Source organism: uncultured Thiohalocapsa sp., from assembly GCF_913063425.1.
GTDB lineage: Bacteria > Pseudomonadota > Gammaproteobacteria > Chromatiales > Chromatiaceae > Thiohalocapsa.
The window spans coordinates 1-13,301 of record NZ_CAJXYK010000024.1 but is presented as its reverse complement, the minus strand read 5'-3'; the positions used below and the strand labels follow the sequence as shown (position 1 = coordinate 13,301).

Genomic DNA, 13,301 nt, shown 5'->3' with positions numbered 1-13,301 from the left:
CCCGGAGGTCATGAGCGGGCCTCTCCCGAATGCTTGCTGATGGTCGGGCATGCGCGTACAGCGCCGTGAGCAATCCGGTGCCGCGCGATGACTCGCCAGCGGCGGACTGACGTCCGCCTGCCCAGGGGTGCCGACTGAAGTGGGCGGACCCGTGGCGGCCGCACCACCTCCGCATTGGAGCACTAGTCGGCCGGCACGCGCGGCTGGCCGAGGGAGACCTCCGGCAGCGGCGGCGGCTCCCGGGCGCCGGCGGCGGCCTCGAAGGCATGGCCCAGCGCCAGCAGCCGTGCCTCGGAAAAGGCGGGACCGACCAAGGACAGGCCGAGCGGCAGACCCGCCTCGGTCCAGCCCATGGGCAGCGTCAGCTCCGGCAGGGCGGCGATGGAGGCGAGGTAAGACGGCTGCTGCGGGTCGTGCGCATCGCAGTCGTAGCTTGTGTCGTAGTCATCCAGCAGCGATGCGGCGGGACACAGCATGGTGGGCAGCACCAGGGCGGTGAGCGCGTGCGCCTCGAACAGCTCGGCGACGGCGGCACGGGCCGCCGGCAGCCGCCGCGAGAGGACGTGCAGGTAGTGCAGGTCCGCGAGCCCGGGGCTTTGCAGTGCCCGGGTCAGTGCGCCGATGCGCCCCGGATGCACCGGTGTCGGCGAGCCTGCGATCAGGGGCGAGCGGCTCATGCGCAGCAGCTCCGCCAGCGAATGCGGCATGCCCTGCTCGGTGTGCAGCAGGTAGGCATTGAGCTGGTCGCGGAATTCGGTGTCGATGAGCCGGTCCAGGATCACCGCGCGACCGTCCAGAACGCTGTCGGGCAGGGACAGCTCCACCAGCTTCGCGCCCTGGGCGCGCAGCAGGGCCAGCGCCGCCGCAAAGGCAGTATCCACCTCGGCGTTGCCGCCGCGGTAGTCCACGGCGACACCGAGCCGGGCGCCATCGAGCGTTGCCTCCGCCAGGGCGGCGGAGTAGCTGTCCGGCCGCGCCGGCGGGTCCGCGGTGCGCGGGTCCGCCGGGTCCTCCGCCGCAATGACATCCAGCGTCAGCGCCAGATCACGGACGCTGCGCGCGAGCGGGCCGGTGACCTCCAGGCTGAGCGCCGTGGGCACGATGCCGGCGCGGCTGGTGAGGCCGAGCGTGGGTCTGAGGCCCGCCAGCGCCGTCACCGCGGCCGGTCCCCGCAGCCCGCCGACGGTGTCCGTCCCCACCGCCAGCATGGCCAGGTTCGCGGCCACGGCAGCGCCGTCCCCGGCGCTGGACGGCCCCCGCCGCGGATTGTACGGATTGCGTGTCTGCCCGCCGGCGGAGCTGTAGCCGGGGCGCCCGGCGGCGAAGCCCAGCTCGCTCAGGTTCGCCTTGGCCAGCACCACGGCGCCCGCGGCGCGCAGGCGCGCCACCACGAAGGCATCGCGCAGCGGCTCGTGGCCGCGCAGGGTTGCGGACCCGGCGGTGGTGGGAAGCTCCAGGGTGTCCAGATCATCCCGTACGATGACGGGGATGCCATGCAGGGGCCCGCGGGCGCCGGATGCCGCCCGCTCCGCGTCCAGGGCAACGGCATCCTCCACGGCATGCTCATTGACGGCGATGACGCTGTTCAGGCCAGGTCCGGCGCGGTCCAGCGCCTCGATGCGCGCCAGATAAGCGCGGGTCAGTGCCTCGGCGGTGAGGCTGCCGGAAGCGAAAGCGGCCTGCACGGCCGGGATGTCGGCTTCCAGGAGCTCGAATGCCGCGTCCTCCCCGCTGTCCACGGCCTCGGACGCCACCGCTGCCGTGGCGACCAGTGCGACAGCGCCCAAGCAGAGCGCACGGAGTTGGCGCAGCACCGCACCAGGGTGCCACGGCGGGCTCGTTCGGTTCATTGTGGTTGCTCCCCTGACTCCCGGCAGAGGATACGCGAAGCCAGCCGCCAGCGGCGCGCCCGGCGGCCGGGAGCGGCTGGAGCCAGGGGATCAGCGCGACGGCAGCAGCGCCTGCACCGAGAAGCCCTCCGGTGGGATCAGCGCCGGCCCCACCTGTTGGAGCAGCAGCACCGACAGCGCCAGCAGGAAGGCGACCCGCAGCACCCAGCGCAGGTGGTGGTTGAGCCAGGCAGCGCGCTCGGCGTTGCCCTCCTCCAGGGCGATGATGGACTGCGTATAGAGTCCGAACTGGGCGATCAGGAAGATGAAGGTGAATACCGCCGCGAGCGCCGCGGCGGCGCCGGAGTAGGCCGGCAGCTGCCCGTCTGCCCGCAGCAGGTCGTACACGGCCGTGAGCCAGAGCACCCCGAGCCCGAGCCAGCCCCAGAGGAAGACACGCCCGAAGCTCGCCTTGCGCAGTGCGAGCCGGGCGCGCGCGGAGCGCAGCCGGGCGATGGCCGGCAATTGCACGTACAACAGGAAGAACAGACCGCCGAGCAGGATCAGGTTCGCGACTTCGCGCGCTGCGGCCACGGCGGCGTGCAGCAGGTTGACGGTCATGGCAGCGAGGCCGATGTGCCCTAGGGTTGCCGAAACTGCGGCCAGATTAGCAAAGCCCCCCTGCCGGCAGCGTCCACTGAGCGACGACAGTAGCCGTTTTTCCGCCCTTTGCAACAAGCGGGCCGATCGGCCTATGCCGCGCTCAGGGTTTCTCTTAGGCTGCCGCCGTCAGGAGCCCGTAACCGGCTTGGGGCCAGGGCAGGGGCAGGCGCACCCGCCAGCCGTCACCCGGTGCCGCGTCCAGGGGCCGGCCGTCCGGGCCGAGCAGGGTCGTGACCCGCAGCAGGCTCCGGCCCGCGGGCGTGAGCAGCTCCAGCTCGTCACCGACGGCGAAGCGGTTCTTCACCGCCACCTCCACCAGCCCCGTCCCCGGATCCAGGTCCAGCACCTCACCGACGAAGATGCGCCGGTGGTTGCGCGAGGCGCCGTCGGCGTAGTTTTGGGTCGCCTCCGGGGCATGGCGGCGGTAGAAGCCCTCTGTGTAGCCGCGGTTCGCCAGCCCCTCCAGCTCGTCCAGCAGCGCCGGCCGGAACGCGCGCCCGGCGACGGCGTCGTCGATGGCCTGCCGATAGACCCGGGTGGTGCGCGCGGCATAGTAGTGGGACTTGGTGCGGCCCTCGATCTTGAGACAATCGATACCCATGGCCGCAAGCGCGGCCACGTGCTGCACGGCACGCAGATCCTTGGCGTTCAGGATGTAGGTGCCCGCTGCGTCCTCGAGCACCGGCATGTACTCGCCGGGCCGCTTCGCCTCCTCCAGCAGCCAGACCTCGTCCGCAGCGGGATGGCGCGCGCTGGCGGCGGCGGGTGCGGCGGCCGGCGTACCGTCGGTGCCGGCCGCTCCTGCCCCAGCAGGCGCAGCCGGCCGCGCGAGCCGGTATTCCCAGCGGCAGGCGTTGGTGCAGCTGCCCTGGTTGGCGTCGCGGTGGTTGAAATAGCCGGACAGCAGGCAGCGCCCGGAATAGGCGATGCAGACGGCGCCGTGGACAAAGACCTCCAGCTCCACATCCGGGCAGGCGGTGCGGATGTCGGCGATCTCCGCGAGTGACAGCTCCCGGGACAGGATCACGCGGCTGATGCCCTGTTGCTGCCAGAAGCGCACCGCCGCGGCATTGGTGGTATTGGCCTGCACCGACAGGTGCACGGGCAGGTCCGGCCAGCGCTCGCGCACCAGCAGGATGAGCCCGGGATCGGCCATGATGAGGGCATCCGGCCCCAGCGCCACCACCGGCGCCATGTCGTCCAGAAAGGTGCGGACCTTGGCGCCGTGGGGCAGCACGTTGGCGGCGAGGTAGAAACGCCGGCCCCGGGCATGGGCCCGCTCGATGCCGGCGGCGAGGTTGGCGAGATCGAAGTCGTTGTTGCGCACCCGCAGGCTGTAGCGCGGCACGCCCGCATAGACCGCATCGGCGCCGTAGGCGAGGGCGTATTCGAGGCCCTTCAGCGTGCCGGCGGGGGCAAGCAGCTCGGGTTTTTGCGGCGTGGTCGCGCTCATGGGGACCGGGCAGGAATTCCGTGCAGGTCGGGTCAGCGCAGCGTCACCCGAGCAAACATCGACGGCGGCCGCGCCGTCTAGTGCAGCTCCACCTCGAAGCTGAGCCGCTCCTTGCCGCCGATGAGCTTCTCCCGCAATACCTCCACCGGCAGCACCTCCCCCGGGCGGCTGTCCATGAGTGCGATGCGGATGTCGGCATAGCTGTCGATGGGGCTGTCGCCGACGCTGACGATGCGGTCCCCCTCCTCCACGCCGGCGGCCTTGGCGCCGCTGTCCTCGCTGAAGCCCTGCACACCCAGGCCTTCGCCCTCGGAGTCCGTGTCCAGCATGACGCCGAGCAGCCCGGTGGCCGGCAGCTCCACCCGCTGCGGATACAGGATGTAGTCCGCGAGCCCGGGGTCGAAGGGCCGCATGTTGCCGCTCACCACCGTCGCCGCCGGCACGTCGATGCGCCGGGCCACCCGCTGGGGGATGCCGTGACCGTACTCCACGTGACCGGTGCCCGCCAGCACCACCAGGGTCTTGTCCGGGTGCGCTTGCAGATAGTCCGCGGCGCGCTCCGCCATGCCCTCGTCCCAGAGCAGCTGCACCTCCATGAAGTGCTCGAAGTCGGCATCGTCGTCCTTCGGGTGCAGGGCGAACACCGCCTCCACCCGCTCCCGATACACGGCGTCGTCGCGGTCGATGTCCGCCGGGATCAGGGCCGCCTGCTCCGGACTCAGGGAGTCGATGCCGCCGTCGCCCACCTGGTCGGTGATCTCCTTCGGCAGGTTCAGCGCGATCAGCGGGATGCCGTGCTCGCGGGCGAAGCGCAGAATGGGCCGGTACAGCCGGTAGTCGAAGCGCCAGCGCGTGAAGTACTCGGTCTGCCGCAGCAGTGCCGCCTCGCTGATCTCGCCGGCGATGAAGGCATCCAGCACGGGCTGGAAGGGCCGCTGGAAGAACTCCATGCCGATGGCGAGGTCGTGCCCCTGCTCGTGCAGGCCGCGAATGATACGCAGCTGGTTCAGGTGGTCCTCGTAGCGGTCGTGGGACTCCCCGACAAAGACCACGCGCTTGTCGCGCAAGCGCGGCAGCAGCGCATCGATGCCGGCCACGCTCGCCGTTTCCACCACGGCGGTGGCGGTGTCGTGGATCTCGTCCTGACCGGGCAGCATGTCGGCCGCGGCGGCGGCGGTGGCCTCCGCGACCGCGACCTGCGTGAGCAGGCCGGCGGCGCAGGCGGCGGCGGAAAGGGTTGTGAAGGGGCGTTGGATCATGGCACCTGCTGTGATTGTCTGGCGGACATCTCCATTATGGGGGCGCGACGGCGCCGCGTCCCGGGATTCTCCCGGTGCAGCCCGCCGCGGCTCCTCAGCGAGCCCGCCGCGAACCGACCACGGAGCGACCATGCGCCGACCCCCGAAGTTCCCCATGCCGAGCCTTGCCGCGCCCATTCGCCCCCGAGCCGATACGCCTGCCCTGCGCCCGGCGCCGGCCCGCCGCGCGCTCACACTGCGCGCGCTGCTGCCCGCCGTGGCGGTGCTGCCAATGCTGCTGTGGGCGCTGCTGTGGGCGCTGCTGTGGGCGGCACCGCCGGCAGGGGCCGCCCTGGCGCAGCCCGTCGTCGGTCATGACATCGAGGTGGCGCTGGACCCGGAGGCGGGCCGCCTCACCACCACGGACAAACTGACACTGCCCGCCGACATCGGCCAGCTCGTGTTCCTGCTGCACCACGGGCTCGCCCCCCGGGTGGTGGCGGGCGACGCCGTGCTGGAGCGCATCGGCCGTGAGGGCCATCTGGAGCGCTTCCGGCTCACGCCCAAGGCCCCCGGCAGCACCCTGACGCTGGGCTACGGCGGGCGCATCCGCCACCCCCTGACCACGGTGCGCGAGGGCATGGGCCGCGAGCGCCAGCAGCTGGTGGGCACCATCGCCGCGGACGGCGTCTTTCTCACCGGCTATACCGGCTGGTATCCCACCAGTCCCGGCGCGCTGAACCGCATGCGGCTCACCGTGACTCTGCCGCCCGGCTGGCTCGCCGTCTCCCAGGGTGCGGGGCCCGAGCTGGTGGACGGCGACGCCACCCGGATCCGCTGGACCGAGGAGCAGCCCCAGGACGAGCTCTATCTCAGCGCCGCGCGCTTCAAGCTGTATCGGCAGCAGACGCCGCATGGCGAGGCCCAGGCCTACCTGCGCCTGCCCGACGCAGACCTGGCCGCGCGCTACCTGGACGCCACCGCCGCCTACCTCGCCCGCTACAGCGCGCTCATCGGCGCCTATCCCTACGCCAAGTTCGCGCTGGTGGAGAATTTCTGGGAGACGGGCTACGGCATGCCCTCCTTCACGCTGCTCGGCTCCCGGGTGATGCGCCTGCCGTTCATCCTGCACAGCTCCTATCCCCACGAGATCCTGCACAACTGGTGGGGCAACGGCGTCTACGTGGACTATGCCGGCGGCAACTGGTCCGAGGGGCTCACGGCCTACCTGTCCGACCATCTGAACAAGGCCCTGGCGGGCGCCGGCGCCGACTACCGCCGCGACCAGCTCAAGGCCTACGCCGATTACGTGCAGAGCGGCGAGGACTTCCCGCTCACCGCCTTCCGCGGTCGCCACGGCAGCGCCTCCCAGGCCATCGGTTACGGCAAGACGCTGATGACCATGCACATGCTGCGGGTCATGCTGGGCGAGGACACTTTCAAGAGCGGGCTCAAGGCCTTCTATCGCCAGAACCGCTTCCGCACCGCCGACTTCGACGACCTGAAGCTCGCCTTCGAGCTCGCCAGCAACCGCGATCTGGACGATTTCTTCAGCGCCTGGACCACTCGTACCGGCGCCGCCCGCCTCAAGCTCGGCAATGTCGAGGTGGCCCAGGCCGAGGGCGGCGGTTTCCTGGTCTCCGGCAGCGTCTATCAGGTGCAGGATGAGCCCCCCTTCCCGATGACGGTGCCGGTGGTGGTGCACTCCGAGCGCGGCACGCCGCGGCGGGTGCTGGCACCCTTCAAGCAGCGCGGTGCCCGCTTCGAGGCGCGGCTGGCGACGGCGCCGGTGCGCGTGGCGGTGGACCCCCAGTTCGACACCTTCCGCCGGCTGCTGCCGGAGGAATCGCCGGCCTCCCTCAGCAACCTGTTCGGCGCCGAGGCCGGGCTGATGGTGCTGCCGGCGGCGGCACCCGGGCCACTCAAAGCCGCCTACCGCCGCCTGGCGGAGGCCTGGCAGCGGGGTCACCCGGGCTGGGAGATCGCTGAGGACAAGGCGCTGGATGAACTGCCGGACGCGGGCGCCGTCTGGCTCTTCGGCTGGGAGAACGCCTTTCTCGACGCATTCGCCGGGACCGCCGGCGGGCTGGACCTCGATCCCGCTGCCCGGAGCCTGGCCCTGGCCGGCACCGAGCAGCGTGGCGTGAGTGTGGCCCTGGCGGCCGGGGATGCGACGCGCGCGCTCGGCTGGGTCGCGGCAGAGACGCCGGCGGCGGTGCCCGGACTCGCCCGCAAGCTGCCGCACTACGGCAAGTACGGCTATCTGACCTTCACCGGCGACGCGCCGGACAACCAGCTGAAGGGCCAATGGCCGCCCGGGGATTCCGCGCTGACGCTGTGGCTCTCCGACGCACGCCCGCAGCTGCGCATGCCGGTGCAGGGGACGCTGGTGGAGCGTTAAACCGGCAGACGGCCGCCGATGGATGTCGGCGGCAGCAGCGCACGCGGCCCCGGTTGCGGCGCTCGGGCGCCGGAACCGGCGCCGATGCCCTGCCACTGCCGAGCCCGGTGCGGGCGATCAGTCCCGATCCCGCGCCCGGTGCACGGGCAACGCGGACCTCAAGCCGTCTCCGCCGCACCGCGGACGCGCTCGCCGGCGCCGCTGTGCAGGGCGACGGCGTACTTCACCAGCTCGGCCTGGGACTCCAGCCCGAGCTTGGACATCATGCGCCGCCGATAGGTATCCACGGTCTTGGTGCTGATGCCCATGGTCTCGGCCACCTCCCGCGCCCGCTTGCCTTCGGCGAGCTCCTTCAGCACCAGGCGCTCGCGGCGCGACAGCAGCCGTTTCTCCGGCCCGCTCAGGATCTGCGAGCTGTCCGGCAGCCAGGTCTGACCGCCGGCCACGGACCGCACCGCGCTCGCGAGCGTGCCGACGGACTCGTCCTTCAGCACATAGCCCTGCACGCCCGCCTCCACCATCTGTGACACGAAGGGCCGCTCGCCCTGGGCCGACAGGGCGATGACGCGGGTGCGCGGCAGGAGCTTGACGATGCGCATGGCGGCCTCGATGCCGTCCACGCCGGGCATGCAGACGTCCATCAGCACGATGTCCGGCTTCCAGGCCTGGGCGAGGGTGAGCGCCTCGGCGCCGTCGCCGGCGAAGGCCACCACCTGGATGTCCGGCTCCCGGGACAGCAAGGCGCCGAGGGCTTCGCGAATCATTTTGTGATCGTCGGCGAGGACGACTTTGATGCTCATGGGCCGCTCCGTTGGTTGCCGTGGAGCCTGAAGAAGGCGGCCTCTTATATCGCCGAGCACAGAGCCCCGGTCAATGACACTCATCGGGCGGCTCGATCAGCAGATGCTTGCTCAGGCAGGTCGCCCGCGCCTTGTACGCCAATCGCTGACAGCGGCGCTCCGTCGCCGGCCCCGGCGGCAGCCGCCGGGCGTGGGCAAGGGCCTGGACCGGGTCCTTTGCGCGGTGCTCGTAGTGCTTGGCCAGGGCCTCCAGCGCGGCCGGGTCGCCGGCGGCGGCGAGGCGCTCCCACAGGGCCAGCGCCGCCGGCCAGTCGCCGGCGCGGGCGTGGAGCCGGGCCAGCAGCTGCCGGGCGGCGTCGTCGAGGGCGGACGCGTCCGCGGCCAGCAGCCGCCGAGCGCCGGCGGGATCGCCCGCCGCGAGACGCCAGCGGGCGATGCGCAGCACATCGGCCCCGAGCGCCGCCGGTGCGTGATGCGCCGCCGCGAGCCGCGCCGGCAGGGCTGCGACGGAGATCAGATCGTCGCGGTTGTGCGCCAGCACGGCACCCAGCCGGCGGCCGTCGCCCCGGCGCAGCCAGGAGAGCCAGGCCGCCGGCGCCTCGGCACCGGGCAGGTCATCCGCACGCCTGTGGCCCAGCAGGCGTGCCTCGACGCTGGCGAGGCGGCAATCGGGCCAGACCCCGCTGAAGGCCCGGCGCACCGGATGCAGCAGGTCCAGATGCGCGAGGCCGGCCGTCGCATCCGGCAGCCGCGCCAGGCGCAGCCTTGCCGCGAGCAGCGGTACATCGAAGGCCTTACCGTTGTAGCTGAGCAGGAGCGCGGCGTCGGCGAGGTCCGCGCCCAGCATTGCCAGCAGCTCGGCTTCGGCATCCAGGCGGGTCAGCAGGTACTGGGTCAGCACCAGCCGGTCCGCCCGCCAGCGCGCGAGCCCCACCACAAAGGCCCAGGTGCCGGTGCCGCCGGCGAGGCCGCTGGTCTCCGTGTCCAGGGCGACCCAGCCGGCTGGGTCCGTCGGAGCATCCGGCTCCAGCAGCGTCACGGCGGCCGGGTCCGGCTGCGCCGTGCAGCGGCCGTGCGCCAGGGCGAGGGGGCGGCTTCGCTCCACCCGCAGCACGCCGGGGGCGAGCTGCTCGGCACCGAGCCGGGCGGCGAGGGCTGCCTCGTCCGCCGCCGAAGGGGCAGCCGAGCGGGCGGGCGAAGGGGTCGGCGGCGGCGCCGCTGCTGCGGGGGCTGCGGGGGCTGCCGGCGTCGCTGCCCCGGCGGCACCAGCTCTGGCCCCACCCAGGCGCTTCAGGCGGTCAGCAAGGCTCGGCTGCGCCGGCGCCGGCGGGGTCGGCTCCGGCGCCGCCTCCCCCTGCACCCGCCGCAGGCGCTCGCGCAGGCTCTTCATGCATCGCTCCGGCGGGTGCCGTGCCCGGGCTTCGCCGCGGCTTGGCCGGTGCCCGACGTCCCCGCGGTGAGGGTTCCCGGCGAGCGCCCGCCGAGCAGCGCCAGCACGGCGGCGGCCAGCGCCTTCGGCGGCTGCGCCCGCTGCTCGTCGCCCGGCAGGATGGGCCCGATGCAGGCCGGGCAGCCGCCGGTGCAGGCACAGCCCTGCACCAGCGCCAGGGCGTCCGCGAGCAGCGTCGTCGCCGCCTCGAACAGCGGCGCCGAAAGCCCGACACCGCCCGGGTAGTTGTCGTACAGGAAGAGCGTCGGCTCGAAGCCGCCGGGCGGCGGCGCGTCCAGGGGCTGGTTGTCCGGCCCGCGCAGCTGGCCGCGGCCGTCGGCACCCACCACGGCGAACCAGCGCCCCTGCCCGTCGCCCACGGCGCGGCCCAGGTCCTGCACCTCCGCCATGGCGCGCAGCGCCGCCACGTGGTGCAGGGCGTAGGCGGCGCCGAGGAAGCCCTCCACCAGCCGCTCGCGGCTGCCGAAGGTCTCCGCCACCGCCCGTGCCAGCACCCGCGGGTGCAGCTGCCACCAGACGGCGGTGGTGTGCATCTCCTGGTCCGGCAGGTCGATGTTGCCGTAGCCGATGTTGTCGTGGCTGTAGTAGCGGATCTTCTTGTAGCCCGGATAACGGCGCACCAGGTGCACCTCGCCGTGGGCGGCGGCCGCGGTGGCCTCGGCGCCGGAGCCGGTCTCGGTATCGCTGTCGGGATCGGTGTCGCTGTCGGCATAAGGACGCTCGGCAGCCACCCCGCCCGCCCCGCGCAGCGCCGCCACCATCCCGCCCCGGTCGAATTCCGCCAGGATCTTGAGCTTGGTGTAATCGATGGCGTCGGTGTAGTAGTCCGCCCGGGTTCTGGTGACATAGGCCTTGCGGCCGGTCCAGTCCAGCTTCTCCACCTGGTAGGGCTGAGACTGCACCATGTAGATGGCGCCCTCGTAGACGGTGCCGGGGGCGCCGGTGTAGTCCACCTCGGCGATGATGGTCTGCCCGCCGCCGGTGGTGTCGATGACCACGAAGTTGCCCTCCGCCACCGAGCGCAGGGACACGGCATTGGCCGGATAGCTGTCCGCCACCCAGAACCATTGCGGCCCCTGGCGCTGCAGCAGCCCCTCGTCGCGCAGATAGGCGAGCATCTCGGCGAGGTCCTCCGCGCAGTCGCCGAAGCCCTCGCCGTCGCGGAAGGGCAGCTCGAAGGCGGCGCAGCGCACATGGTCCATCAGGATCAGAAGCTGATCGGGATGGATGCGCGCATGCTCCGGCGAGCTGCCCAAGAAGAATTCCGGATGCCGCACCATGTACTGATCCAGCGGGTCGCTGGTGGCCACCAGCACGCCCAGGCAAGGGCGGTTGCGACGCCCGGCGCGGCCGAGGCGCTGCCAGGTGGCGGCGATGGTGCCCGGGTAGCCGTTCAGCACGGCGACATCCAGGGCGCCGATGTCCACGCCGAGCTCCAGCGCCGAGGTGCTTACCACGCAGTCCACGCGGCCCGCCCGCAGCGCCCGCTCACCGCTGCGCCGCTCGCTCGGCAGATAGCCGCCGCGGTAGGCGAGCACCCGCGGCGGGCGGCGCGGGTCGCGGTCGAAGACGTCCTTCAGGTACTTGGTGATGACCTCCACCATCAGCCGCGAGCGGGCGAAGACGATGTTCTTGAGCCCCTGCTTCGTGGCCGCGCGGGCGATGCGCGTGGTCTGCGAGCGGGCCGACGCCCGGATACCGAGGTCCGGGTCGATGACCGGCGGGTTCCAGAGCAAAAGCTGCCGCTCCCCCCGCGGCGCACCGCTGTCGGTGATCGCGTGCACGGGCGCACCGATGAGCCGCCCCGCCAGCTCCGCCGGATTGGCGATGGTGGCGGACGCGAAGATGAACACCGGACTGGCCCCGTAGAACCGGCAGATGCGCAAGAGCCGCCGGAAGACATTGGCCACATGGCTGCCGAAGACGCCGCGATAGCCGTGCAGCTCATCCACCACCACGAATTGCAGCGACTCGAAGAACTGCGCCCACTTGGTGTGATGCGGCAGGATGGCCTGATGCAGCATGTCCGGGTTGGACAGCACGATGTCGCCGCGGGTGCGCACCGCCTTGCGGGCATCCCCCGGGGTGTCGCCGTCGAAGGTGAAGGCCTTGATGCCCAGGGACCCGCCGCCGGTGCCACGCTCAGATCCCCGGTCCGCAGAGCGGCCCCTGGGCACGGACCCCGCCGGGTCCGGCGCGCGGGCCGCGACGCCGTCATCTGCGCGGACCTGCGCCGCAGCAGCACCCTCCCCTTTACCGGCACCTTCCCCCGTAGGCTCCGCTGTGCGGACCGCACCACCCGCCCCGCCCACCAACGCCTGATTCAGCTCCGACAGCTCCGCCACCTGATCCTGCGCCAGCGCCTTGGTGGGGAACAGATACAGCGCCTTCGCCTGCCGACTCAAGACCGCATCCAGCACCGGCAGGTTGTAGCAGAGCGTCTTGCCGGACGCCGTCGGCGTCGCCACCACCAGATGCTCCCCCGCCTGCACCCGCTCCCAGGCGGCGCGCTGGTGGGCATAGAGCCGGGTCAGCCCCCGCGCCGCCAGCGCCGCCCGCAGCCGCGGATGCAGCCCCTCCGGCAGCTCGGCAAAGCGCGCCGCCTGCGCCGGCATCGCCAGCTCACCGGTGATGCGCCCGGCATACTTGCGCTTGAGGCCGCCGAGCAGGCGGTGGACGCGGTCATCGTGCGGCTTGGATGTGCCCTCACCGACCACTGCCGGTCCAGCGGGCAGCGCCGGATCGAGCCCAGAGGGACTGGGCCGGGCGGACGAAGCGTCAAGGACAGCAGACATGGCAGGCTCCGGGTGCGTTTCCCGGAGCCTACCGCAGCACAGGCTCAGCCTGTGAGCCTGTGCCGGGCCGCGCTTGCGCCAGCGCAGCCCGAGCCGCCGGGCGTCGATCATGAGTCCGAGCACGGGCCGGGCGCTGGCTCCCACGTTCCAGCGTCGGAGCTGGGGCGGACGCTCTGCGCCGCGTCGCCCTGGCTACGTGGTGATTCCCTGGTCGCGAAGCTCCAGCTTCGCGACCCGAGCGCGGAAGCTGTGCTTGCGGATGTGCTGCGCAGGCAGGGGTGGCGGGGCGCGTGCGGCCATGGAGCAAGCGAGCGGAACGGATTCCCGGGGTCGCCGATGCCTAAGGCCGTTCTCGGGAAGCACAGCTTCCCGGCCGCCGTCGCGAAGCAGGAGCTTCGCGACGATGAACCAAGGAGGACTCCGCAGGCGAAGCACACTCGCGCCTTCGACCCACAGCGCGAGCGAAGTCCCGGCGCAGCTTGCCGGCAAGCAGCTGTCCTTCCGCGTCTTCTGCTTCGTGCTCTTCGTGTCTTCGTGGTGAGCTGCTCTGATTGGCATCAGGGCACCGGCGCACCAAGACCAACGCTCCCGTCATCCCAACCCATCCACCGGGCTGCGCACCGGCAGCACCCCCGGGCGATTCATCACATGGGTGTAGATCATGGTCGTGGA

General features: G+C 72.1%; 8 protein-coding genes. 1 reads left to right on the top strand and 7 read right to left on the bottom strand.

Annotation, left to right across the window (positions count from 1 at the left end; translation table 11 throughout):
- Positions 1-182: 182 nt before the first annotated feature.
- The 4 genes from QZ607_RS14020 to QZ607_RS14005 form a co-directional block, all read right to left on the bottom strand.
- Entirely contained in the window at positions 183-1,850 is a 1,668-nt protein-coding gene (locus QZ607_RS14020) for an amidase family protein (RefSeq protein WP_295883725.1), read from the bottom strand.
- 90 nt (positions 1,851-1,940) lie between these two features.
- Positions 1,941-2,450, bottom strand: a complete 510-nt coding sequence (locus QZ607_RS14015; protein ID WP_295883722.1) for a hypothetical protein — start codon at positions 2,448-2,450, stop codon at positions 1,941-1,943.
- Between the two features lie 154 nt (positions 2,451-2,604).
- Positions 2,605-3,945: a tRNA 5-hydroxyuridine modification protein YegQ gene (gene yegQ / locus QZ607_RS14010; protein WP_295883720.1), complete on the bottom strand. Its 1,341-nt coding sequence runs from the start codon at positions 3,943-3,945 to the stop codon at positions 2,605-2,607.
- A 77-nt stretch (positions 3,946-4,022) separates the two neighbouring features.
- Positions 4,023-5,204 carry a ChaN family lipoprotein gene (locus QZ607_RS14005; protein ID WP_295883716.1) on the bottom strand — a complete coding sequence of 394 codons (1,182 nt, stop codon included), beginning with the start codon at positions 5,202-5,204 and terminating at the stop codon, positions 4,023-4,025.
- Between the two features lie 130 nt (positions 5,205-5,334).
- Between QZ607_RS14005 and QZ607_RS14000 the strand changes: the two genes are divergently transcribed.
- Complete coding sequence (locus tag QZ607_RS14000; protein ID WP_295883714.1) at positions 5,335-7,584, top strand: M1 family metallopeptidase; 2,250 nt, start codon at positions 5,335-5,337, stop codon at positions 7,582-7,584.
- Positions 7,585-7,742: 158 nt separating this feature from the next.
- Here QZ607_RS14000 and QZ607_RS13995 read toward each other — a convergent pair whose 3' ends face one another.
- The 3 genes from QZ607_RS13995 to QZ607_RS13985 form a co-directional block, all read right to left on the bottom strand.
- Positions 7,743-8,384, bottom strand: a complete 642-nt coding sequence (locus tag QZ607_RS13995; protein WP_295883711.1) for a response regulator transcription factor — start codon at positions 8,382-8,384, stop codon at positions 7,743-7,745.
- Between the two features lie 70 nt (positions 8,385-8,454).
- Positions 8,455-9,774, bottom strand: coding sequence for a ribonuclease H-like domain-containing protein (locus tag QZ607_RS13990; RefSeq protein WP_295883709.1), 1,320 nt, complete (start codon positions 9,772-9,774; stop codon positions 8,455-8,457).
- Complete coding sequence (locus QZ607_RS13985) at positions 9,771-12,629, bottom strand: DEAD/DEAH box helicase (RefSeq protein WP_295883706.1); 2,859 nt, start codon at positions 12,627-12,629, stop codon at positions 9,771-9,773. Before QZ607_RS13985 ends, QZ607_RS13990 begins: the two co-directional genes overlap by 4 nt.
- Between the last annotated feature and the right edge of the window lie 672 nt (positions 12,630-13,301).